Raw genomic sequence first — 23,378 nt, 5'->3', positions numbered from 1 at the left:
CCTGATGCAATGACACCTTCCCATGCTGCGCATCTGGAGGAGGAACAATCCGGTCTGGCGCCTAATCCTTTGAGATGCGCCGGTATGGATCGATTGGCGTAAAGTCGGTCACGGTTACACAGGCCTCACCGCCTATCTCGCCCACCGTGAGGGTGTAGTGCGCGTTCGGGCCTGATGCACCGAAGGGCTTGGGAGGCTTTCGTGGTGACGATGACGAGTAGTTTGACCACAGGGTAATGGTGCCCTTGTCAAAATCGCGCGATAGTCTTGTCAGCTCACTGCGTGAAATGCGAATGTCGAAGTCGATAAGCTCTCCTGGCGCGAGCGCGGCGACCGTTCGGTTTAAACGCCACGATGCGGTGCGGCCGGCTTTTTGTTTTGTCGAGACGTTCATCCAGACACGCAAATCGCGCGCGGCGAATTTTCCTGAGTCGCGCACGGTCCAAATGAAGGCCACTTCGTCAATGTTTTTGTCGTGGAGGACTGCGAAGCCTTCGGAAACCAGCTTCGTGCCGCTGCGGTCGATATTATCCCATATCACCCACAGGACGAATATACCGTAAGCCAACGCCAGCAACACGACGAGTGCAGCTACACCCGCGACCGACCATGCTAGGATCGGATGGGCCGATGCCCAGGCAATAATCACTTCCATCTACTGCTCCCCCTCTTTCGAATCTAAAACCCCTTCTTCGCGGTCAGTTCTTCATAAGCCTTGCGGAATTCCTTCGAGAAGACGTCCATGAAGGCCTCGTCCGAACCGGACACGACGCCCGAGAATTCGCGTTCATAAGCCTTCCACAGCGCGGCATCGCGCGAATCCTGGAAGATCTTGGCCATGATACCCTTTTGCTCGGCGCGTTCGCGGATGGCATTGGGCGAGAAGCGGTCGAGCGTGGCCTTCAGGGCGCCCTGCATGGCCCGAAGCGTCGCCATCTGGTGCGACTGCAGGTCCAGAAAGGCATCCTCGATCGCCTTGTCGGCGGGCATGAAGCCGCGTTCCGGCGGGTTCAGCAGCTGCAGCAGCGCCTGTTCCGGTGTGCGGGCGAACTTCATCGGGTTGTTGCCGTCGAAGGACAGCGCCGTCGTCTGAGCTCCCATCTGGGCCTTGGCGCGGGCGCGGGCTTCGAGCATGACCACCATGCCGGCGATCAGGCGGCGCAGCAGGATCGCAGAGGTTTCCAGGGTTTGCGCCTCGCTCGATTTCAAGGCTGAGGGATCGACGCCGAGCGTACCGATAAAGTTGCTGAAGGCGTTGCCGGAGACCGCATAGCTTACCGGTTGGGCGGCTGGTGGCGGCACGGGCGCGGAACTGGCCCAGGCTTGCGAAGAGGGTGCCGCTGGCGGCAGGTCCGGCGTGCGATTGAGCCCCAGCGGATCGGCGGCGGGCGCGGGCGTCGCCGGCTGGCCGAAGCCGCCGCGCGCCCAGTCGACGACATAGCCGTCGGCGATCTTGCCCCAGATATCGTCGCCGGCCGGCGCCGTGCCGTGGCCTTCGCTGGACCAGGCTGAAGCGGCTTGCGCAGGCTGCTGCTGCGGCGCGCTGCCCCAGGGGTCGGAAACGGGTGCTGCCGCCTGTGCGGCTGCGGGCGCGGGGCCCCAGGCAGACGCCGGTTGCGCGGGCGCCGATGTCGGGGAGGGGGTGACGGTCGGCGGCGCACCCCAAAGGTCGTTTTTGGTGTCGGCGTCGCTCTTGGCGGTCGGCGGCGTCCAGTTCTGCGACATGGCACCCGTGCCGCTGATGGCGGCCTGGGGCGCCGGGCGGTTCCAGTCGTCGCCCGATGAGGCCGTAGGCGACGGCGCGACATTGTCCCAACCCGCCCATCCGCTGCTCGACTGCGGAGCCGAGGCCGAAGCGCTTGGGGCGGCCTCACCGGCGATTTCGGCGCGGATCTGATAGTTGCCGATGGCGACGACGTCGCCGGTGCGCAGACGGTGCGGACCGCTCAAGGGCGCGCCGTTGACGGCCGTGCCGTTGGTGCTGGTGTCGCTAAGCCAGTAGCCGCCGTCGCGATAGCTGATTTCGCAGTGACGCGATGAAACGAAGTTGCTGGGGTCGGGAAGGCACCAGCTTACCGTTGGCGAGCGGCCGATAATGGCGCCGCGTTCATTGAGTTGCAGGTGGGCGGGAAGACCATTGTCAAGCCGGTCGCGGCCCAGGATCGTCAGGGTAAGGCTCATGCTGTCAGGATACGCGTGTCGCCAGCTTTTCGCCATCCTGCAAAACCTGCTTCAGCGCGTTTTGCGGCTCCGGCGTGGCGAAGGCGGCCAGCAATATGGCCGCGCCGGCCAGCTTGGCGGCGGTATCAGGGCGCGGATGCACGGGCGGCAGGTCTTCCGGAGCGATCGAGCCGCCCGACAGGAAGATGGCCTGAAGCAGCAGCTTTTCCGGCACCGGCTCTTCCATGGCTTCGGCCAGGGACTCGGCTGTCCGGCGCAGACGTTCGTCAGGGTCGCGCAGCCATTGGTGGGCGGTATCGAAGGCGCGGGCTTCGTCGAGGTCGCGGTCGGCGGCGGGCCGTAAGCGTCCCATGGCGTTGGCCGCCCATTGCACGGCTTCGTAACGCGGCAGGGCGTGCGCCAGGAACTGCACGGCATCGGGCAGGCGGTCGGCCGCGACCAGACTGGCGAAATGCTGTCCGGGAGTAATTCCGGCCGCCGGCGCCTGGGCATCCTTTATGCCCATGGTCTGCGTGATCTGGCGCGCCTGCGACCACTGTATCAAAGCCCATTCGGACATGGCCATTCCCTAGTTTATTTTCACCAGGCTACCCTGGGCGGTCAGGACGCCGGACGCCTTGACCGTCGTCATGGCGCCCGAAAAGTCGGCGGTTGCCTGCGCGTCTATCTTGACCATGGTGCCGTTGATCTTGATGCCGGTTTGCGAAATCTCGATCGAGTTGCCGCCAACGGACAGCACGATTTTGGTTCCGGCCTTGATGGTCAGGGTCGAGCCGACATCGATTTCGGACTTGCCGCCGTAATCCTGCTTGTCGTCGCCATCGACCTTGACGGTATTCTTGCCCTTGGTCGTGTAGGAGGCTTCGGCCTCCATCAGAACCGTATGACTGCCGGTTATGGTAACGTCGCTGGTGCCCTTAACGGTCCGCTTTTCATTGCCCGTGGTTTCGATCGTGCTGTGCTGACCGATCTTGACTTCGGAGTCGCGGCCAATGGACACGGACTGGTCGCGTTCGACGTCACGGACGGCGTCGAACCAGATCTTGGTTTCCTGGTTGCGGCCGACATGGTGCGTCTCGTCGAAGCGCACGCGCGTGTTCATGTTGCGGTGGGCCAGCAGGAATACTTCTTCCTCGCCGTACTTGTCTTCGAAGCGCAGTTCGTTGCCGTCGGTATCCTTGACGTCGTCCAGCGGCTTCGATTCCTTGTCCAGCGCCTCCGTGGCGCTCTTGCCGGTCGGCACGCCGTAGGTCTTGCTGCGCCAGACCGTCCGCGTCTTGTGATCCGGCAGCGCATAGATCGGCATCTGCTCGGCGTTGAACAGCCGGCCGATGACGATGGGGCGATCGGGATTGCCGTCCAGGAAGCCGACCAGGACCTCATGGCCGACGCGCGGCATGTTGATATTGCCAAGCCCGCCGGTCTGGGCCACGCGCAGCCAGGCCGAACTGTGGGGGTCGTTCTTGCCGACCCGGTCCCAGGGGAACTGGACCTTTACGCGGCCGTACTTGTCGGTGAAGATTTCCTCGTCCTTGGGGCCCACCACGATCGCGGTCTGGGGGCCGTGGGCGATCGGCCGCGGCGTTGCGGGCTCGCTGCGCCACGGCGTGTCGTGCGGAATGACCTCCATCTCGGTGATATTCTCGGCCGACTTCCCGCTGCCGCTTTCAAAGCCCGCGCCATAGACGACGGTGCGCACGCGGGTCATCAGGAATTCGTCGACCTCAATCATGCCTTTCGGCTGATCCTCAAGCCTGAAGGTCGCGCCGCAGGCCAGCATAGGGGAGAGGGCGATGGCAACGTGGGTGCGGCGGCGGGCTTCGAGGATTTCGCTGCGCAGCTTGGCGCGCGCCTTGGCGAACTGGATATGCCGATTGCCTTCACCCGCGTCCTCTTCGCCGCTGGCCGGTTGGTGCAGGTCGTAAGTGCCCTCGAAGTCGTAGACCTCGGCGACCATGGGGACCTTGTTACCGCCGGGATGAGCCAGCAGCGCGGACGTCTGTTCGAGGTGGTTGCCGGGCATGGTGAACAGGTTGTCCCACAGGTTCACTTCTTTGTGGCCCAACGCCGACAGGGTCTGCTGCCAGGTGTGAACAAAGTTGTCGCCCTTGTCCAGGGTATTGGCGATATTGATGTCGTCCATGTCCGGATCGTAGACGAGGAGGTCAGGCCTGGCTTTGTCGTGCGACGACTTGCTATCGCTTAGGACAAGGGTATGCGCGGCTTCGTTGTGGGTGAAGTAGTAGTAGATGCCTTCTTCTTCCATCAGCCGGGAGATGAAGGCGAAGTGGCTTTCACCAAATTGGGTTGTGTAGCCGCGCTTGCGGTAGGTACCGGACAGCTTCTTGGTGTGGGCGACGCCGCATACGCCGAGGACGGACGTGATGATCTCCGGAGCGGTCATCTCTTCGAACAGGCGGGTGTCCTTATTGTGCGCAAAAAGATAGAGGCGCGGGCGCATGATCAGCTGCGCGCGAACGCCGGTGACCGTCCGCTCGACGAAGGCGACGGAAACGACCACGCCGTGGAAATGCCTGATAGAGCCATTGCCTTGCGTGAGGGTAACCGTCGCCGCCTCGCCGAGACACTTGGCGAGGTCGACGCTTTGGTTCGCGGCGTCTCTGAACAGAACCTCGACCGTAAGCTGGAACAGCTCGCCCAGGGCTTCGTTCGCTTCGAAGCGTACCAGATCGGCAGCATTCTTACCGATGGACAGGCCGATGCTGGCGACGGTGTGGAGGTTCTGGTTAAACAACACGCGACTCCCTAACGGTCAGTCCTGACGCGGACGCGTTCGCTGGCTCCCCGGCGGCTAGGGCCGGCATGAGGTAACCATTTATTATTGTGGCGCAAGGGTAATGCAGTTGCGCCCGTTTTGTAAATGGGATAATTTGCCGTACGTTGCGCAGTATATTTTGTTAAAAAGTAACAAACAGGAAGATAACCATGCGCGTTAAGAATAGATTAACCATAGCATGCGGCCTGACGGCTGCCGGATTGATCTTTGCGCATACGTCTGCGTTTGCGCAGTCGGCGACGACGACAGACGATATTATCTGCAAGATGTCCGACACCTGTGATGCGGCGCCCGCGCCTGAGGGCGAGCAGAAGACGATCGGCGACGAGAAGATGTTCAGCCTGCAGAAGAAGCAGCAGGACACCGGTCCGGAAAAGATGTTCAGCCTGCAGAAGCGTCCCGAGACGCCCGCGGCCGCAAAGCCTGCCGCCGGCAAGGCCCAGGTCGCCAAGGCCAGCAGGAAGGCCGCGCAGCCGGCCGCGGCTTCGAACAGCCAGCTGACCATGCAGGTCAACTTCACTGTTGGCTCGGCCGACCTGACCGATGGTGCCAAGACGGAATTGTCCAAGTATGTGACTGCCATGCAGTCGCCGCAACTGTCGGCCATGACCTTCGTCATTGAGGGCCATACCGATGCAAGCGGCGCCTATTCGAAGAATATGGACCTGTCGCAGCGCCGGGCGCAGTCGGTCGTCGACTACCTGGTGGCCAATGGCGTGTCGTCCAGCCGCCTGAAGGCTGAGGGTTTTGGTCCGAACCGTCCGCTTTCGGGTGTGTCCAAGCGTTCGCCGGCCAACCGCCGTGTCGAGCTGGTCCGCGCCAGCTAAGTTTTCAGTATTGCGTAGTTGTAGGGCGGTGTAGCGGGCGCGTGGTCCTGTGCATCGTCGGTTCATAACAGAGCCGCGTCGCGGCTGTGCGCCGCGACTTGGGCGAGACTGGAGTGCTGAATGGCCGTGGATGTCGAAACGCTGCTTGAGCCTGTTTCGGAAGACAATCCGGTCGGGGAAAACCTGGAATATGACGGCGAGCGCCAGGAGATCGAGGCGGCGTTCGAGACCTCCGCGGGCGGTGGCGCCGCCAACGAGGGCGATATCGACTGGCGCGCCATCGTCCGTCTGATCGAAGGGCAAAGCGCTCGCACCAAGGACATCTCGCTGGCTGTTTATCTGATGCGCGCGGGCGCGCGCATGGCGCAGATCGACGTCGTCGAGACCGGCGCCAAATTCCTGGCGGGGCTTGTCGGCAATTACTGGGATACGGTCCACCCGCAGCTGGAAGAATACGGTTTCCAGGGCCGCAAGGCGCCTTGCGAGGCGCTGACCCGTATAGGGGAATTCCTGGGCCCGCTCAGGAACATCATCCTTATCCGCCACCCGCGCCTCGGCGAATATTCGAGCGTCGATATCGAACGGTTCACGCTGAACGGCGACAGCGAGGATGGTTACGGTATGTTCCGGGCCGCCGTGCAGGAAACGCCGCCTGAAGAGCTTGAGGCGGTCGTCCAGCAGCTCGACACGATTGTCGAGGCGCTGCGGATCGCCGACGGCGTCATGACGGCCAACTCCGAAGGCGGTACTTCGGTCAATTTCGCGCCAACCTACGAAGCGCTTAAGGGGATGCGGTCGGGCCTTGCGGCCTTTACCAGTCTGGGGGGCGGTGATGACGCCGCCGAGGCGGACGAAGACGTGTCGGCGGCGTCATCGGGCGGCGGCGGGCGTGCCGGCGTAGGGGCGCCGGGTGCGATCGAATCGCGGGAGGATGTCATCCGTGCGATCGACGCCATCAGCGACTATTACCGCCGCAAGGAGCCGACCAGTCCGGTGCCGATGGCATTGCGGCGGGCGCGCGAGTGGGTGACGCTCGACTTCCTTGCCGTGCTCGAGGATATCGCGCCGAACAGCGTCCATGAAGCGCGTAGCGTGCTAATGCCGCGTCCAAAGGAAGAAGGCTATTAACCAGTTACCGCGTCCGATTGCGTAAAAATGGCGTTAATATAAAATCAAGCATGAAATTCGCTTGTAAAAGCAAAAAGGGCGGGCGATAGTTTCCCGCAATCACAGTGCCCTCTGGCGTGCCTCGGGGCCGTAACAAAGCACCAGGCTTAAGGCCTGAACCTTATGCAAGGGGGTTGCCATGTCAGCGTCAAAAGGTGGCCAGCGTTTCATCAGCCAGAACCGCAAGCCACGCGTCCACATCGAGTATGAAGTTGAAACCTTTGGTGCGCGCCAGAAGATCGAACTGCCGTTCGTGATGGGCGTCATGTCCGATCTGTCGGGCAAGAGCCTGGTCGAGAAGAAGCCGCTGGACAAGCGCGATTTCGTCGAATTCGACATGGACAATTTCGACCAGCGCATGGAAGCAATCGCGCCGCGCGCCGCCTTCAATGTCGACAACACCCTGACCGGCGAAGGCAAGCTGGGGATCGACCTGACCTTCAAGTCGATGAACGATTTCGATCCGGGCGAGGTCGCCAAGAAGGTGCCGGCGCTCAACAAGCTGCTCGAAGCCCGCCAGCAGCTGAACGACCTGATGATCTACATGGATGGCAAGGATGGCGCGCAGGAGCTGCTCGACAAGGTCCTGAAGGATCCTGACCTGCTGAAAGCCCTGGCCGCCAGCAAGGCCGAAAAGGCCGGCGACGAAGCCGCAGACCAATAATTAGCGAAACGGAGACGGATATTATGGCTCAGGAAACGCTTCGCTCAGGCGATGCCGTCGCATCGGAAATCGGCGGCCTCGACGACTTCTCGGCGCTGCTGCAAAAAGAATTCAAGCCCACGGATGACGTGCGCGCCTCGCGCATCGAATCGGCGGTGGCGACCCTGGCCCAGCAGGCCCTGGGCGATGCCGCCGTTATCGGCCATGACGTGTTCACCACGCTCGACGCCATGCGCTCGGCCATCGACAAGAAGCTGAGCGAGCAGGTCAACAAGATCCTGCACCACGAAGAATTCCAGAAGCTGGAATCGGCGTGGCGCGGGCTGCACTATTTTGTCATGAGCACGCCGACCGGCAAGGATCTCAAGATCCGTGTCCTGAACATCGGCAAGGACGAGACGCGCAAGATGCTGCGTCAGTACCGCGACGCGGCGTGGGACCAGAGCCCGCTGTTCAAGAAAATCTACGAGTCGGAATTCGGCCAGCTGGGCGGTCAGCCCTACGGCGCCTTCCTGTGCGACTACGCCTTCGATCACACCGCGCCCGACATCGAAGTCATGAAAGGCCTGGCCAAGATCGGCGCCGCCGCGCATGCGCCGTTTATCTCCAATGCCGCGCCGGGCCTGATGGGCATGCAGAGCTGGCAGGAACTGTCGCAGCCGCGCGACCTTGGCAAGCTGTTCGACGCTTCCGACTACGCCGCGTGGCGCGGGTTCCGGGCGACCGAGGACAGCCGTTACCTGGCCCTGACCATGCCGCGCTTCCTGGGTCGCGCGCCCTACGGCTCCAAGACCAATCCGGTCGACGGCTTTGACTTTGAGGAAGATACCGGCGGCGAGCACGACAACCATCTGTGGGTCAATGCCTCCTACGCCATGGGCGTCCGTATCACCGACGCCTTCAAGGATTGGGGTTGGTGCACGCGTATCCGCGGTGTTGAATCCGGCGGTACGGTCGATAGCCTGCCCACCGCGACCTTCCCGACCGATGACGGCGGCGTCGACATGAAGTGTCCGACCGAAATCGCCATTTCGGACCGCCGTGAAGCCGAGCTGTCGGCCTCGGGCCTCTTGTCGCTTATCCATCGCAAGAACACCGACCAGGCGACCTTCATCGGCGCCCAAACGGTGCACCAGCCGAAGGTCTATGACGATCCGGCGGCCACGGCCTCGGCCAACCTGTCGGCGCGCCTACCTTATATCTTCGCCAGCTGCCGCTTTGCCCACTACCTGAAGTGCATGGTGCGCGACTGGGTCGGCGGCAGCCGTGAAGCGCCGCAACTGCAGCGTGACCTGCAAAACTGGGTCATGCAGTATGTCGATGGTGCACCGGAAACGTCTTCTGAGGAAACCAAGGCCAGGCTGCCGCTCAAGGCCGCCCAGGTCGAGGTCGTGCCGGATGAAGAAAACCCAGGCTATTACAAGGGGAAGTTCCTGTTCGTCCCGCATTACCAGCTGGAAGGCATGGACGTATCGATGAGTATGGTTTCGCGTCTGCCCAAGGGGGCTTAAATTTCATCACATACGCCGCATGATGGACGGCGATCAATATAAGGGAGTTTACCATGGCTGTTGATATGTTCCTGATGCTCAAGGGCATTGCTGGCGAGTCACAGGATTCCAAGCACAAGGGCGAAATCGATATCGATTCTTTCAGCTTCGGCGTGTCGCAGACGGGCACGGGCGGGCGTGCGGGCGGTTCGGGTTCGGGCAAGGCCGATTTCCAGGACATCACCATCAACAAGCTGGTTGACAAGGCGACGCCAACGCTCATCAACCATTGCGCGACGGGTGAACATATTCCCAGCGCCGTTATTACCTTCCGCAAGGCCGGCGGCGGCAAGGAAGGCGGCAAGGAGTACTACAAGATCACCCTGACTGACGTCCTGGTGTCGAGCGTCAACAACAGCGGTAATGCATTGGGCGATGCTCCGGCTGAGTCGGTTTCGCTGAACTTTGCTCAGATCGACTTCGAATACCTGCCGCAGGATTCGACCGGCAATGTCGGTGGCGTCGTGAAGTCGGGTTATAACCTCCGCGAAAACAAAGCCAAGTAAGGCCAAGTAAAAGGTATGTCTTCTGCCGAGACCCTATTGCGTCAGGGCGACCTGAACGGGGCGCGGGCCGAACTCGTCGAACTGGTCAAAAAGACACCCGGCAATGTCGAAGCCCGGATGTTTCTCTTCCAGTTGCTTGCCCTGTCAGGCGAGTGGACGAAGGCGCGCGCCCAGTTGAATGCCCTGGCGCAGTTGTCGCCCGACGCCATGATGCTGAGCACCGCCTACGGTCAGGCGATCGAGGCGGAGGCCCTGCGCGCCGAGGTTTTCGCCGGCAAGGCCCCTGTGGCCCTGCTGACGAAGTCTCAGCCCTGGGCCGCCGATCTGGCGGCGGCGCTGGGTCACGAACTGGCGGGACGAATGGATGCGGCGGCCGAGGCGCGGGAACGCGCCTTTGCCGCGGCGCCCGATACGCCTGGCACACTGGACGGTGTTGAGTTCGACTGGATCGCCGATGCGGACAGCCGCTTCGGTCCGGCACTCGAAGCCATCATCGCTGGCAAGTGGGGGCTGATCACCTTCGACACGCTGCAATATGTGAAGAGCGAAGGTGCAAAAGATCTGCGCGACATGTTGTGGTATCCGGTGCAGATCGGCTTCAAGAGCGGCCAGTCGGTCGCGGGCTTCCTGCCGGTCCGCTATCCGGGCAGCGAGCAAAGCGATGACGTCAACGACGTTCTGGCGCGGTCAACGCGCTGGATCGAGACCGATAACGGCGTGACCGGCCTGGGGCAACATATCCTCAACCTTTCCAGCGGGGACGAGCGCGACCTCCTGTCGCTGCGCAAACTTGAATTCCGGTAAGGCGCGCGCCATGGCCATAGCCGAGCGGTTGAATCCCTCCCTGTTCGACAAGCTGTCGGCCGATCTCGACATGCCGGGTCTGCGTGATGACAGCACCATGGCCGAACTGTCGCGCGAGTCGATGAAGCACTATTCCGTGCCACGCCTGGAGCGCTTCACTGAGGCCGCCCTGCGCGACACCATCAAGCGCGACCTGTACTGGCTGCTCAATACGGTCAGCCTGTCGTCGGGTTTCGATTTGACGCCGTATCCGGAAATCAGGACCTCGGTTCTGAACTATGGTGTGACCGACCTGGCGGGAAAGTCCTATACCCAGCGGGCGGTGACCCAGCGCGCCCGCGACATCCAGGCAGCCGTCAAGGCCTACGAGCCGCGCATCAGTCCGGACAGCCTGCACGTCGAACCGTCGGATCGTGAGCGCGAAAACCGCGTCACCTACATTATCCACGGCGACATCACGTCCGCCGTCCAGGCCATTCCCATCAACTTCAAGACCGATGTCGAAGCCGACTCGGCGACCGTCACGATTAGAGACTAGGCGATGGATCCGCGTCTGCTAAAAGCCTATAATGACGAACTGGCCTACTTGCGCGAAAGCGCGCGCGAGTTCGGCGAGGAGCACGAGGCGGTGGCCGGCCGGCTGGGCCTGAAGACGCCGACCGATCCCGACCCCTATGTCGAACGGCTGCTGGAGGGCGTGGCCTTCCTGTCGGCGCGCGTCCAGCTCAAGCAGCAGGACCAGTATCCCGAATTCACCCAGCACCTGCTGCAGGCGATCCAGCCGCATTACATGGCACCGACGCCGGCGATCTGCATCACCGCCTTCGAGGGCAAGGAAGGTGATCCGGGCCTGATCACCGGCACGCAGGTTCCGCGCGGGACTGAGATTACCGCGCAAGCGTCGGACCAGAATACGCCGGTGATCTTCCGCACCGCCCACGACGTAACCCTGTGGCCGATCAAGATTAGCCAGGCCGAGTATTTAGGCTCGCGCGCCGCCGTGGCACCGTTTGCCGCCGGAACGCGTTTCAAGGCCGAGGCCGGCTTACGTCTGCGTTTTACCGCCAATCCGGGCGTTGAGCTGAACAAACTCATTCCCGGCCTGATCAGCCTCTATCTCGACGGTTCCGAAACCGTTCCGGGCGAGCTTTACCGCCAGATGGCGGGCGAAACCATCGCCGTCGTGGCGCGCGATGCCGAGTCGGGCGCAGGGGCGGGCGGCTGGATCGACCTGCCGCGACCCGTGCAGGTGGGCTTCGGCGACGATGAAGCGCTTCTGCCCGCGGAAGTGCGCTCGTTCCGGGGCTATCGCCTGCTCACGGAGTATTTCGCCTGTCCGGAACGCTTCCTGTTCGTCGGCGTGGACGGCCTGGACAAGGCTTTCGCGGCGTCAGGTACGTCGTGCGACGTCGTCTTCCTGTTTTCGCGCGCCGTTCCGACCCTGAATGGTGCGCTGACGCCGTCGAACTTCCGCCTGTTCGCCACGCCGGCCATCAACCTGTTCGAAAAGCAGCTGGGCCGCGTCGAGATCAAGCCGTACGAGCACGAATACCACGTCATTCCGGACCGGGCGAAGCCGATCGATTTCGAAGTCTTCCGAATTCTCGACGTCAAGGCCTTCGGCAAGGACAATTCCGACCCCAGTACGGTCGCTCCGCTCTATGCCTTCGGCGCGTTGCTTTATGACTGGCGAAATGCCCTGTTCTACGCTACGCGCCTTAAGGCCCGCCGGCTGTCGACGCGCGAGCAGCGCGTGCGCCGGACCAGCGACTATGTCGGCACCGAGACCTGGCTCAGTCTAACGGCGCCGGGCAATCCCGACATTATTGACAATGTGCACGAACTGGCCGTGCGCGCCCTGGTCACCAACCGCGAACTGCCGGAAACCCTGACCTTCCGTGGCGAGAACCATTTCAACGTCGCGGGCCTGCCGGTGCGCGCCGCCACCGTCGTGCGGGCGCCGACGCGTCCGCGTCCGCCGCTGGGCATGCACGACGCCGCCTGGAGGATCATCGGCCACCTGACGCCGAACTATACCACCCTGGTCAACCAGCCCGACGGCGATCCGTCCCTGCTGCGCGATCACCTGACATTGTATGGCCGCCAGGACGACGCCTCGTCGCGGCGCCAGATCGACGGCATCCTGAATGTGTCGTCGCGGCGGGTGTCGCGGCGCGTTCCAGGGGGTGACCGCATGGCGGTGGCTTCGGGCCAGCATATCCGCATCCGCCTGGATGACGGCGCCTTTGACCGGGCGCGCCTGTTCGTTTTTTCGGCTGTGCTGGAGCGTTTCCTGGCCGAATTCACCACGATCAACAGTTTCACCGAGTGCGAGTTTGAGTCCCCCGTCGAAGGAGTGTTTGTCAAATGGCCGCCCCGGACAGGCCGTCAGCACAACATCTGAACTTCCTGGCCCAGGCCGCCGGGATGGTCCGGCGCTGGGGTCTGTTCGCCCTTTTGCGGGGCGCGGAAGCGCGCGCCCATGGCCTGCCGCGCGTCGGCCGGGCCCGCCTGCCGTCACAAAACGTCGTGGATCTGGCGCAATCGCCGTCGCTGGGCTTTGCCGACAGCACGCTGGATGAGGTGGAGATTAAGGGCGGTCGCGCGCGGGTCAGCGGCTACTGGCTGGGCCTCACGGGGCCGATGGGGCCCTTGCCCATCCACATGTCCGAGTTCGTCCTGTACGAAAAAAAGTATGCCACAAGCCGCCCCGTGGGCCGCTTCTTCGACATGCTGTCCAACCGCATGTTGCAGTTCTTCTATCGCGCCTGGGCGGACAGCCAGCCCGCGCCGATGGCGGACCGGCCCGGCGACGACCGCTTCGCCGCCTATATCGCGGCGGTAACTGGCGCTGCCGAAGGTGCCGGCGACCGCTCGGCCTTTCCGGCGCGGGCGCGCCTGCATTATGCCAGCCTGTTCGCGTCGCGGCGCAATGCCGGCGGTATCGAGGACGCCCTGTCGCACCTGCTGAGGCAGAAGGTCCGGGTACTGGAATTTCAGCCGCGCTGGCGCGACATCGAACCCGAAGACCGCACGCGGCTGGGCCAGTCCTATGCCCAGCTCGGCGGCGACATGCTTCTGGGCGGGCGGGTGCGCACGGCGTCGGACGCCTTCCGCATCGTCATTCGCGTCAATACATTGCGCGAGTACGAAAGTCTGCTGCCGACAGGATCGCGCTTCGCCATCGTGGCCGAGGCGCTGGACGCCTTTGCGCCGCAGCACCTGGAATGGGACATCGCGCTGGAGATGGAGGACGCCAAGGCGCCGCCGCTCAAGCTGGATGGCCGTGGCCGGCTGGGCTGGACCAGCTGGCTGGCGCCCAAGGCTTCGAACGGTATCCGGCGCGACACCATTGTGCGGCGCCAGGCCGCAAAGCCGCGTGCGGCTGAAACTACGATACATTGAAATTACAGGGATTAGGGAAGGGCTAAGGTTATGGCGGAAATTAGCAGGTCATCGCTGTTCGGGCGGTTGAACCCCACGGCGCTGAAGGCCATCGAAACGGCCACCAGCTTCTGCAAAATGCGCGGCAACCCCTATGTCGAGCTGGTCCATTGGGTCCACGTCATGCTGCAGGATCCGCGCAATGACGTAGCGGCCATCCGTACCGGCTTCAACATGGACGATACCCAGTTGGCGCGCGATGTGGTCGCCGCGCTGGACGCCCTGCCGCGCGGCGCCACTGCCATTTCCGACTTTTCGCCGCAGATCGAGGAAGCGATCGAAAAGGGCTGGCTCTATGCCTCGCTGCAATTCTCGGCCAACCGTGTCCGCACCGGCCATCTGATCTATGGTATGCTGAAGACCCCGACGCTGAAAAACGCGCTCGGCAATATCTCGGGCGAATTCCGCAAGATCGGCGTCGACAAGCTGGGTGAGACCTTCGAGAAGATCGTCGCGTCTTCCACCGAACAGACGACGGTCGACACGGTCTCAAGCGTTGGCGGCGGTTCCGCCGATGGAGCAGGACCGGTGGGTGAGGGCGAGGCCCTGGCCAAGTTCTCCGTCGACCTGACCGAACGCGCCCGCACCGGCGCGATCGACAAGATCGTCGGCCGCGACGCCGAAATCCGCCAGGTCGTCGATATCCTGCTGCGCCGCCGCCAGAACAACCCGATCCTGATTGGTGAAGCCGGCGTCGGCAAGACGGCTGTGGCAGAGGGTTTCGCTCGCCGCATCGTTGATGGCGATGTGCCGCCGCAGCTGAAGGACGTCACCCTGCGCGCGCTCGACATCGGCCTGCTGCAGGCTGGTGCCAGCGTCAAGGGCGAGTTCGAAAAGCGTCTCAGGCAAGTGATCGACGAGGTCGAAGCTTCGCCGAAACCCATCATCCTGTTCATCGACGAAGCACACACCCTGATCGGCGCCGGTGGCCAGGCCGGGACGGGCGACGCCGCCAACCTGCTGAAGCCGGCCCTGGCGCGCGGACGCCTGCGCACCATCGCCGCCACCACCTATGCCGAATACCGCCAATACTTCGAAAAGGATCCGGCGATGACCCGCCGCTTCCAGACGGTCGATGTCGGCGAACCGGAAACCAACAACGCCATCGCTATGTTGCGTTCGGTCGCGCCGATGATGGAAAAGCATCACCAGATCGTTCTGCTCGACGAAGCCGTCGAAGCGGCCGTCAAGCTGTCGCAGCGCTATGTGCCGGCGCGTCAGTTGCCGGACAAGGCGGTCAGCCTGCTCGACACGGCGTGCGCCCGCGTCGCGGTATCCCAGCACGCCACGCCCGCCGCCGTCGAGGACCGCCGCCGCAAGGTCGAGCTGCTCAATGTCGAAATCGAGATCGCCGCGCGCGAACTGGCCGGCCAGTACCGGAGCGACGATCGCGGTCCGAAGCTGAAGGAAGCTTTGGCCGAGGCTGAAGCGTCACTGGCCGAAGTGACCGCCAAGTGGGACGCCGAAAAGGCTGCCCTTGAAGGCGTACGTGCCGCCCGGGCTGCCCTCGAGGAAGCGCGAGCCCCGGCCGAAGACGGCGCCGAGCCGGTGGATGAAACCCCGTTAAAGGCTGCGCTCGATACGGCCATTGCCGCCATGCGCGATGCGGCCGGTGACACCCCGATGGTCTTTGCCGTCGTTGATGCCGATGCCGTCTCGGCCGTCATCGCCGACTGGACCGGCATCCCTGTCGGCCGCATGGTCAAGGACGAGATCAAGAGTGTGCTGGAAATCGCGGACCGCCTGAAGGAACGCGTCATCGGCCAGGACCACGCCATGGACGCCCTGGCCAAGCGCATCAAGACCAGCCGCGCCAAGCTCGACAATCCGAACAAACCGGTCGGCGTCTTCATGCTGTGTGGCCCGTCGGGCGTCGGCAAGACCGAAACCGCGCACGTCCTGTCGGAACTGCTCTACTCGGGCGACGATTCGATGATCGTCATCAACATGTCCGAATTCCAGGAAGCCCATACCGTCTCGACGCTGAAAGGCGCACCGGCGGGCTATGTCGGCTACGGCCAGGGCGGGGTGCTGACCGAAGCGGTTCGCCGCCGTCCCTACAGCGTCGTCCTGCTCGATGAGGTCGAAAAGGCCCACCCGGACGTCCACGAGATGTTCTTCCAGGTCTTCGACAAGGGCTTCATGAACGATTCCGAAGGCCGGCACATCGACTTCAAGAACACCCTGATCCTTTTGACCTCGAACGTCGGCACCGACCTGATCACGACGCTGTCCGAAGACGAGGAGATGAAGCCCGATCCGGAAAGCCTGGCCGACGCCCTGCGTCCCGAGCTGCTGAAAGTCTTCCCGCCGGCGCTGCTGGGCCGCCTGCTTGTGCTACCCTACTTCCCGCTGTCGCCGAAGATGCTGCAAGGCATCGTCAAGCTGCAGATCGACCGCGTCAAGAAGCGCATCCAGGAAAACCATGGCATCGCCTTCAACTACAGCCAGGAGGTCGTCGACCTGATCGTGTCGCGCTGCAACGAGGTGGCGTCGGGCGGCCGGGTCATCGACGCCATCCTGACCAATACCATGCTGCCGGAACTGTCGATCGCCCTGCTCGAAAAGCAGATGAACGGCGAAGAGGTCACGTCCATCGATGTCGGCGTCGGCGACGGCGCCAGCGGGTTTACCTACAGCTTCTCCTGACATTTTTCGGAGGATCAGCCATGCTGATACGTGAACTGGGTCTGCTTGCGGAGGCCGTCTATGAGGACGGCCCCAACCCCACGGCGTTCGGCTGTATCAGTCGGCGAGCAGCGGCGGGGGCGCTTAATGGCTTCCAGGCATCGGCCTATTCAGGCCGCGGCTGTATCGTCGTTGCGTTCCGTGGTACGGCGCAAAAAATGGATGCGATCGCCGATCTCAAGCTCGGTACCGGAATGAATACCTCTTACTTTTCCGCGGGCGAAGCGTTTGTGGAACAGTTCGCGGGGCAGAACATCGTCCTGTGTGGACATTCCCTAGGTGGGGCGATCGCTCAGGTTGTCGCCAACCGCAAGCGACTTCCCATGGTGACGTTCAACGCGCCCGGCGTGGGGGTCTTTGCGTCGCGCAATATCGCCGACGCCAGTGTCGCCATGACGGCGGTCAGGACGGCGGGCATGCTGGCCAGCGCCATCCGCCACCCCATGCAGGCGATGCGGGACGTCAAGTCGGCATTCCATACCGTCCAGGGGTTGAACGTCTGCCTGAGCAACGATGTCGTCAGCAAGATCGGCGTTCACTACGGAGAGGTTCTGCGTATCGCCGGGACATCCATGAATCCATTGACCGAGCACCGCATGGCGACAATGAACAAGGTCCTGCTGAGCCACGGTTGCGGCGCGAAGGACATCGCTCCGGCGCTGCTAAAGGCGTGACCGAAACCACCTACGATTCCGTCGCCTATCCGACGATGATCTTTCCGCACGCCCATCCTGACCGGATGGCGTTGATGGCGCGCATTCACGGCCTTGACGCGGCGCCGGTCGAAACGGCGCGCGTACTGGAAATCGGCGGCGGCGACGGGGCCAATGTCATCGCCATGGCGGCGGCCTACCCGGACGGGCGTTTCCTTAACTTCGACCTGGCCGCCAGCGCCGTCGCGCGCGGCCAGGCGCTGCTGAAGGAGGCCGGGCTTACCAATGTCCGCGTCGAGGTCGGCGATATTCTGGACGCCGCGGAAAGCCTGACCGAGACCTTCGACTATATCATTGTGCACGGCGTCTATGCCTGGGTGCCGGAGCCGGTGCGCGAGGCGATCTGGAAAATCATCGGCCGGTGTCTGGCGGCTGAAGGTGTCGCGTATATCAGCTATAACGCCTTGCCCGGCGGCCACGTGCGCAAGCTGCTGCGTGACATGATCCTGCGCCACGTCGAAGGTCTTCCCGACGCTGAGCGTACCGCCGCGGCTAGGGAATTCCTGACGGCCTACGCCGCGCCGCGCGACGATGATCGTCCGCTTCAGACCGGCCTGCGCGGGGAGGCGGCCAACATGCTGGATAAGCCGCCGGAGGTGCTCTATCACGACGAACTCGGGCCGTGTTTCGAGCCGCAATCCCTGACCGACATGGCGCAGGCCGCGGGGCATCATGGCATGCAATATCTGAACGAAGCGCATCCGGGCTTGCTGGCCGACGGCTTTATCAGCGAAGCTGGCGACAGCACTAAGGTCCGCGACATCGTCGCCGCCGTCCAGCGCCGCGACGACGATATCGTTCGGTTCTTCCGCCACAGCCTGTTTGTCCGGGCAGAGGCGAAGCCCGAACGCCGCCTCGATCCGGCACGGATCATGTCGTCACACGTATCGGCGCGCTGTACGCGCGACGGCCAGAAATTCACCTCGAAGGACGGCGAGTTCGTCATCTCCAACGAAGGTTTGGCCGAGATACTTGACAAGCTGTCCGCGTCTTGGCCGCGCCGTTTCCGGATCGATGAACTGACCGATCAGGAACCCTATGCCCACGCCCTGTTCCGGCTGTTCGACTTCGGATTGACTCAGCTGCATGGCGGACCGGCGCCATTTTCGGATACACCCGGCGATCGTCCGAAGGTCAGTGCGCTGGCGCGCGCCATGATCCGGCAGGGCTATCCGATGATGTACACGCTTGATCACCGCACCCAGAACATTACAGAGGACGAACCTCGGGCTTTTGTACTCGGCCTCGATGGTCGAAGTGACGTAGTGGATCTGAAGGCCGGCTGGACCTCGGAAGCGTTGAGCTTCGAGGCGGCCATGACCATGGTCGTCGAGTCCGGGCTGCTGCAGCCTTAAGGGTTACGCTGGCGCAGCCACTGCCGGTACCACCTCGCGGCATCGGCCGGATCGCCGCAATGGCCTTCCACGGCCTGCCGGCGCCGCATCATGCCGCACTGGCGGTAGGTGACGGCGATGGCGCCGGCGGCAATCGCGTCGCGGCGGCGGGGCAGGGGGATGTCGTAGTGATCGCCCTGATACCATTCGCGCCGCATGCCGATGCGACGAGCGAAGACGTGCAGTTCGTCGGGCGTGTCGGCGATCAGATGCGACATCTGCATGCCGCGAAACTCGCCTATGGCGTAGCGGTACATGTCGTCGACATAGACGGCCATCAGATGTCGGCTGCGGGGGCAGGTGCGCGCAGGGTGTAGCCGCGTTTCTGCTTTTGCCTGAGGATGGCGGCGGCCTCATTTTCGGCCTCGGTCTCGTCGCGGAACCAGTATTCCTTCGACTGGCCTGTCGTGCCGATTCGGCCCCAATGGCGCAGTACGGAGACATCGCCGAACAGGCCGGGCTGTACCGACAACTCGTAGCCGCGCGCCATATTGCGCGCCTTGTCGATACGGTGCAGGATGCTAATCGTCATCGCTGAATCCTCAGTGAATCCAATGATCTAATGTAACACGCCGCGAGTTTGCAGCCAAGAACAAAACGTGATTCACGATCACCTATTACGCGATAATCAGCCCACGCCGGATGAGACGACCGATGGCTTGGGCTTGGGCGCAGGCTGTCGAAGAAGTTCAGCGCGGATGGTCGGCAGGATGTTTTTCGCGATGACCTTGACGCCCTGGGCGTTGGGATGAACACGATCCTTCAGCAGTAACGCCTTGTTGAGCATGACGTCTTTCATGAAGAAGGGATAGAGGGTTGCGCCATGCCTTTTTGCCACACGCGGATAGATGGCGTTGAACTGATCGAAGTAGCTGAAGCCCAGGCTGGTGGTGTCGAACATGCCGGCCAGAATGACAGGAATGCCACGTGCCTTCAGCTCCGAAAGCATGGCGTCGAGGTTGGCTTCCGTTACTTTCGGGTTATGGCCCATCAGCATGTCGTTGGCGCCCAGTTCGACGATCACGAGGTCGGGTTTGCGCTTCAGGCCCTTCAATACGCGGTTCAAACGCGCCCTGCCACCCGTCGTCGTGTCTCCTGATACGCCAGCGTTATGCACGCGCACCCTGTGCCCTTCGTCACGCAATAGCCCTTCAAGTCTCGCGGGAAAGCTTTCGGACGATTTCAGGCCGTAGCCGGCAGTAAGTGAGTCTCCGAACGCCAGGACGAATCGCTCACGGGCGGGGGCGGCTTCTGCAGCAGGAGAGGCAAGCATGGACGCAACGCAAATAAGGAACAGCAAACAGGAAAGCAGAAAGGGGCTTGGGCGAAAAAGAGGACGCATCCGCCAGGGAACTCCGAAAAAGAGGAACAGGTGAGATATGGGAAGGTAGGGCCGTGGTGTCACCATGGTGGCGGCAAGGTATTTTTGCGGCATATTGCGCAAAAATAGTTCCGGCTGGCCGGCGGAAATAGCCAAGTGGATGCATCTGGTTTGATATGACCCATAAATTCATCACTCCCTTCGCCCTGGCCGCCCTGATCGCGGCGCCGTCCGTCCATGCGGAAGATCGTTCCTACTGGTTCGGCGCCGACCTGTCCTACGTCAACGAAATGAAGGACTGCGGCGCGCGCTACAGCTATCAAGGTAAGACCCAGGACGCCTACGGCATCTTCGCCCAATCCGGTCACAACCTGGTACGGGTGCGCATCTGGGTCGATGCCAAGTGGACGCCTTATTCCGACCTCGACGATGTCAGGATTACCATCCACGAAGCCAAAAAGGCCGGCATGAAGGTGCTGCTCGACTTCCACTATTCGGACGACTGGGCCGATGGCGGCAAGCAACTGGTGCCCGCCGCCTGGGCCAACCTCAATGATGACCAACAGGTAGAGGCGCTCTATAAATACACGGTCGACACGGTCGATGCGCTGCAGGCCGATGGGCTGATGCCCGACATGATCCAGGTCGGCAACGAGACTAATGGCGAAATCCTGCGGCCGAAGCCGGAAGAAAACGCGCCGATCAACTGGACGCGCAATGCCCGGCTGTTCAATGCCGGCATCAAGGGGGTCCGGGACGCCAGCGCCGACAGCGCGCTTAAGCCCACCATCATGCTGCACGTCGCCCAGCCGGAATATGTCGAGCCGTGGTTCGAAGCCGCGACCAAGGCGGGTGTCGTGGGGTACGACATCATCGGGCTCAGCTATTACAGCAAATGGTCGAAAATGGACTTCTCCGGTCTGGCTGAAACAATCCGCCGCGTCCATTATCGCTTCGGCAAGGAAGTCATCGTCGTCGAAACCGGTCATGCCTTTACCGATCAATGGAATGACGATGCCCGCAACCTGCTGGGCTCGGATTCGGCCTTGAAGGCCTATCCTGTCACACCGGACGGCCAGGCGAAATACATGCACGACATCATGCAGCTGACGCTCGACAATGGCGGAACGGGTGTTGTCTATTGGGAGCCGGCCTGGGTGTCGACCAAGTGCAAGACGCGGTGGGCGCAAGGGTCCGACTGGGAAAACGCGGCCTTCTTCGACTTCAAGGGCAATGCCCTGCCGGCGCTCGAATGGCCGAAGGCGCAGTACGTCTGGCCGGTCGAAGTGACGTTCAGCCTGCCCGATAACGGCCAGGCGGCGCAGTACCTGACCGCCGACTTTACCGGCGGCGTCAATGTGGCCATGGTCAAGACCGGCAATGCCTTCACCTATTCCGCCTGGCTGAAGCCGGGTACAGAGGTGATCGTGGGCACGGCGGACAGCGAACCTGCCCTGGAAACGGCCGAAGCCCTGACCTTCGCAGTGCCCAAGGCGGCAAAGACAATCGTGCTGAACAGGTCACAGCCGTCCGCCAACTGATAATTTGTCATACAATAACCGTCGCGTTCGTCCCAACATGTGCTATGACTCGCGCATAAATATGCAGCGGGACACGACAACCTGCTGTTTCCCAGGGAAAAGCTTAGGGCAGGTGGCGGAAATGACTGCGTCGCGCATCGTAGCATCAGGAAACAGGCCATGACGGCGGCGGAGAACCGCGCCGCGTTGCTGGCCTTTATCGGTACGCAGATCCTGCCGCACGAGGCGGACCTGCGCCAGTGGTTGACCCGGTTGGGGGTAAAGGCGGATGAACGCGATGACATCGTTCAGGAAGTGTACTGCCGCCTGCTGCGGATGGAGCGTACGGACCATATCCAGGACGCGCGCGCCTATCTCTTCCGTTCGGCCCGCAACATCGTGCTCGAGCAGGTGCGCCGCAACCGCGTGGTGTCGATCATGACCGTGCAGAATCTCGACGACCTCGGCATGGCCGATCATGCGCCCGATCCGGAAAAGGCGACTTCGGCGCGCGCCGAGCTGACGCGCGTCCTGGGCCTGATCGGCGCCCTGCCGGACCGGTGCCGGCAGGTGTTCGAGCTGCGCAAGGTGCACGGCCTCTCGCAGGCCGAGACGGCCAGGCGTCTGTGCATCAGCGAGAATATCGTCGAAAAGGAAACGGCACGCGGCTTGAGCCTCATCCTGCGCACCCTCGCCGACCAGCCGGTGCTGACCGTCGCGGTGCCACACACCTCTGTCGGAGTGAGGCATGTCGCGGATTGACGCTGAAGCGGCGGAGTGGGTCGCTCGCAGGGCAGGGACTTCAGATCCCGAAATCGAGCAGGCCTTTCAGGCCTGGCACGATGCTGACCGCCGCCACGCCGGTGCCTACCTGCGCGCCGAGGCGGCGTGGATTTTGCTCGATCGGGCTCAGGTCCTGACGCATGGGGTAGGGGCTGCGATCCCGCAGCACGACGTCCTGTCCAGTCCGCTGGTTACGCCGCTGCCCGCGCCATCCAGGGCGCCCGCCCAACCGTCCCGCCGCCACGCCTTGATGGGCGGGCTGGCGGCTTCGGCCCTGGCCGTTCTGGGCGTCGGCTATGCCATGTCCCGCCGGGCCAGCTATGAGACGCGGCGTGGCGAACTGCGCAATGTGCCTCTGAGCGATCGCTCATTGGCGGCCATTAATACCGACAGCCATGTCGAGGTCGCCATGGGCGAATCTTCGCGCAAGGTGCAACTGGTCAAGGGCGAGGCCTGGTTCGAGGTCGCCAAGAATCCTGACGCGCCGTTCGTCGTCTCCGCCGGCGATATCCGCGTGCGCGCCATAGGCACTGCCTTTAGCGTCCGCCGCCACGCCAATGGCGCCGACGTGCTGGTGACGGAGGGCACGGTCGAGACCTGGAGCGTCCGTGATCCGGAAAAACGCACGCGCCTGTCGGCCGGCAGCCGTGCCTTTGTCGCGGCGGAAACCGCGGAGCCTGTCGCGGTCGTCGCCGAAGCGGCGGAGATCGACCGCAAGCTGGCCTGGCGGGAGCGTGAAATCATCCTGCGCGAAGAAAGCCTGTCGGCGGCGGCATCGGACTTCAATCGCTATAACGACCAGCAGATCATCATAGCCGACGAGCGCCTGCTGGACGTCAAACTGGTTGGCGGTTTCCAGGTCGACCGGCCCGAAGCCTTTGCACGCGCGGTTCACAGTGCTTTTGGTGTGCCGGTCAGCATCCGCCACGACCGTATCATAATTGGCACACAAGCCGCATCGTCATAAATTTGTAGGATAATACCGGCGGAAAAGATTTCCCCTGTTCATCTTGTTATTG

Annotated in this window: 22 protein-coding genes; 15 read left to right on the top strand and 7 right to left on the bottom strand. The window is 62.7% G+C overall.

All coding sequences use genetic code 11. The features are described from left to right. Positions 1 to 61: 61 nt before the first annotated feature. Genes J2X24_RS18000 through J2X24_RS17985 form a run of 4 tightly spaced genes read right to left on the bottom strand, consistent with a single transcriptional unit; the run spans position 62 to position 4,936 of the window. Positions 62 to 655: a hypothetical protein gene (locus J2X24_RS18000; RefSeq protein ID WP_209724666.1), complete on the bottom strand. Its 594-nt coding sequence runs from the start codon at positions 653 to 655 to the stop codon at positions 62 to 64. A gap of 23 nt (positions 656 to 678) precedes the next feature. Beyond that, positions 679 to 2,181: a type VI secretion system-associated FHA domain protein TagH gene (gene tagH, locus J2X24_RS17995; protein WP_209724664.1), complete on the bottom strand. Its 1,503-nt coding sequence runs from the start codon at positions 2,179 to 2,181 to the stop codon at positions 679 to 681. Positions 2,182 to 2,185: 4 nt separating this feature from the next. Further along, positions 2,186 to 2,740 (bottom strand): DUF6931 family protein, encoded by a 555-nt coding sequence (locus tag J2X24_RS17990; RefSeq protein ID WP_209724662.1) that lies wholly within the window; start codon positions 2,738 to 2,740, stop codon positions 2,186 to 2,188. A 9-nt stretch (positions 2,741 to 2,749) separates the two neighbouring features. Then, positions 2,750 to 4,936 (bottom strand): type VI secretion system Vgr family protein, encoded by a 2,187-nt coding sequence (locus J2X24_RS17985; RefSeq protein ID WP_209724660.1) that lies wholly within the window; start codon positions 4,934 to 4,936, stop codon positions 2,750 to 2,752. 191 nt (positions 4,937 to 5,127) lie between these two features. Here J2X24_RS17985 and J2X24_RS17980 point away from each other — a divergent pair, with 191 nt between their 5' ends. The 12 genes from J2X24_RS17980 to J2X24_RS17925 all read left to right on the top strand — a co-directional run bounded on the left by J2X24_RS17980 (position 5,128) and on the right by J2X24_RS17925 (position 18,696). Continuing rightward, complete coding sequence (locus J2X24_RS17980; RefSeq protein WP_209724658.1) at positions 5,128 to 5,805, top strand: OmpA family protein; 678 nt, start codon at positions 5,128 to 5,130, stop codon at positions 5,803 to 5,805. A gap of 120 nt (positions 5,806 to 5,925) precedes the next feature. Further along, positions 5,926 to 6,933: a type VI secretion system protein TssA gene (gene tssA, locus J2X24_RS17975; RefSeq protein ID WP_209724656.1), complete on the top strand. Its 1,008-nt coding sequence runs from the start codon at positions 5,926 to 5,928 to the stop codon at positions 6,931 to 6,933. Positions 6,934 to 7,111: 178 nt separating this feature from the next. Then, on the top strand, positions 7,112 to 7,636 hold the full coding sequence (tssB, locus tag J2X24_RS17970) for a type VI secretion system contractile sheath small subunit (protein WP_209724654.1): 525 nt from the start codon (positions 7,112 to 7,114) through the stop codon (positions 7,634 to 7,636). A 23-nt stretch (positions 7,637 to 7,659) separates the two neighbouring features. Continuing rightward, positions 7,660 to 9,147, top strand: coding sequence for a type VI secretion system contractile sheath large subunit (tssC, locus tag J2X24_RS17965; protein ID WP_209724651.1), 1,488 nt, complete (start codon positions 7,660 to 7,662; stop codon positions 9,145 to 9,147). Positions 9,148 to 9,200: 53 nt separating this feature from the next. Beyond that, positions 9,201 to 9,692 carry an Hcp family type VI secretion system effector gene (locus tag J2X24_RS17960; RefSeq protein WP_209724649.1) on the top strand — a complete coding sequence of 164 codons (492 nt, stop codon included), beginning with the start codon at positions 9,201 to 9,203 and terminating at the stop codon, positions 9,690 to 9,692. Between the two features lie 15 nt (positions 9,693 to 9,707). Further along, complete coding sequence (locus J2X24_RS17955; protein WP_209724647.1) at positions 9,708 to 10,496, top strand: type VI secretion system accessory protein TagJ; 789 nt, start codon at positions 9,708 to 9,710, stop codon at positions 10,494 to 10,496. Between the two features lie 10 nt (positions 10,497 to 10,506). Then, positions 10,507 to 11,034 (top strand): type VI secretion system baseplate subunit TssE, encoded by a 528-nt coding sequence (gene tssE / locus J2X24_RS17950; RefSeq protein ID WP_245344915.1) that lies wholly within the window; start codon positions 10,507 to 10,509, stop codon positions 11,032 to 11,034. A gap of 3 nt (positions 11,035 to 11,037) precedes the next feature. Continuing rightward, positions 11,038 to 12,900, top strand: coding sequence for a type VI secretion system baseplate subunit TssF (gene tssF, locus J2X24_RS17945; protein ID WP_209724645.1), 1,863 nt, complete (start codon positions 11,038 to 11,040; stop codon positions 12,898 to 12,900). Next, positions 12,864 to 13,901 (top strand): type VI secretion system baseplate subunit TssG, encoded by a 1,038-nt coding sequence (gene tssG / locus J2X24_RS17940; RefSeq protein WP_245344914.1) that lies wholly within the window; start codon positions 12,864 to 12,866, stop codon positions 13,899 to 13,901. Before tssF ends, tssG begins: the two co-directional genes overlap by 37 nt. A gap of 30 nt (positions 13,902 to 13,931) precedes the next feature. Beyond that, on the top strand, positions 13,932 to 16,589 hold the full coding sequence (gene tssH / locus J2X24_RS17935) for a type VI secretion system ATPase TssH (protein WP_209724643.1): 2,658 nt from the start codon (positions 13,932 to 13,934) through the stop codon (positions 16,587 to 16,589). Positions 16,590 to 16,609: 20 nt separating this feature from the next. Next, the gene (locus tag J2X24_RS17930) at positions 16,610 to 17,302 is read left to right on the top strand and encodes a YqiA/YcfP family alpha/beta fold hydrolase (RefSeq protein ID WP_209724641.1); all 693 of its coding nucleotides are present in this window, start codon (positions 16,610 to 16,612) and stop codon (positions 17,300 to 17,302) included. After that, positions 17,299 to 18,696, top strand: a complete 1,398-nt coding sequence (locus J2X24_RS17925) for a class I SAM-dependent methyltransferase (RefSeq protein ID WP_209724639.1) — start codon at positions 17,299 to 17,301, stop codon at positions 18,694 to 18,696. The genes J2X24_RS17930 and J2X24_RS17925 overlap by 4 nt, the downstream gene beginning before the upstream one ends. Here J2X24_RS17925 and J2X24_RS17920 read toward each other — a convergent pair. From J2X24_RS17920 to J2X24_RS17910, 3 genes are all read right to left on the bottom strand, one after another. Next, the gene (locus J2X24_RS17920; RefSeq protein WP_209724637.1) at positions 18,693 to 19,013 is read right to left on the bottom strand and encodes a DUF4031 domain-containing protein; all 321 of its coding nucleotides are present in this window, start codon (positions 19,011 to 19,013) and stop codon (positions 18,693 to 18,695) included. The two genes, J2X24_RS17925 and J2X24_RS17920, sit on opposite strands and share 4 nt — an antisense overlap. Further along, positions 19,013 to 19,267: a WGR domain-containing protein gene (locus J2X24_RS17915; RefSeq protein WP_209724635.1), complete on the bottom strand. Its 255-nt coding sequence runs from the start codon at positions 19,265 to 19,267 to the stop codon at positions 19,013 to 19,015. Before J2X24_RS17915 ends, J2X24_RS17920 begins: the two co-directional genes overlap by 1 nt. A 96-nt stretch (positions 19,268 to 19,363) precedes the next feature. Further along, positions 19,364 to 20,212: an arylesterase gene (locus J2X24_RS17910; RefSeq protein WP_209724634.1), complete on the bottom strand. Its 849-nt coding sequence runs from the start codon at positions 20,210 to 20,212 to the stop codon at positions 19,364 to 19,366. Positions 20,213 to 20,232: 20 nt separating this feature from the next. Between J2X24_RS17910 and J2X24_RS17905 the strand changes: the two genes are divergently transcribed. The 3 genes from J2X24_RS17905 (at position 20,233) to J2X24_RS17895 (ending at position 23,326) form a co-directional block, all read left to right on the top strand. Then, positions 20,233 to 21,597: a glycoside hydrolase family 53 protein gene (locus J2X24_RS17905; RefSeq protein WP_209724632.1), complete on the top strand. Its 1,365-nt coding sequence runs from the start codon at positions 20,233 to 20,235 to the stop codon at positions 21,595 to 21,597. Positions 21,598 to 21,756: 159 nt separating this feature from the next. Further along, positions 21,757 to 22,338 (top strand): RNA polymerase sigma factor, encoded by a 582-nt coding sequence (locus J2X24_RS17900; protein ID WP_209724630.1) that lies wholly within the window; start codon positions 21,757 to 21,759, stop codon positions 22,336 to 22,338. Next, on the top strand, positions 22,325 to 23,326 hold the full coding sequence (locus tag J2X24_RS17895) for a FecR family protein (protein ID WP_209724628.1): 1,002 nt from the start codon (positions 22,325 to 22,327) through the stop codon (positions 23,324 to 23,326). The genes J2X24_RS17900 and J2X24_RS17895 overlap by 14 nt, the downstream gene beginning before the upstream one ends. Positions 23,327 to 23,378: the final 52 nt, after the last annotated feature.

The sequence above is a fragment of the Asticcacaulis solisilvae genome, assembly GCF_017875235.1.
Lineage (GTDB): Bacteria > Pseudomonadota > Alphaproteobacteria > Caulobacterales > Caulobacteraceae > Asticcacaulis > Asticcacaulis solisilvae_A.
Note: the sequence above shows the minus strand (reverse complement) of the source record. Positions and strands in the feature narration are given on the sequence as shown.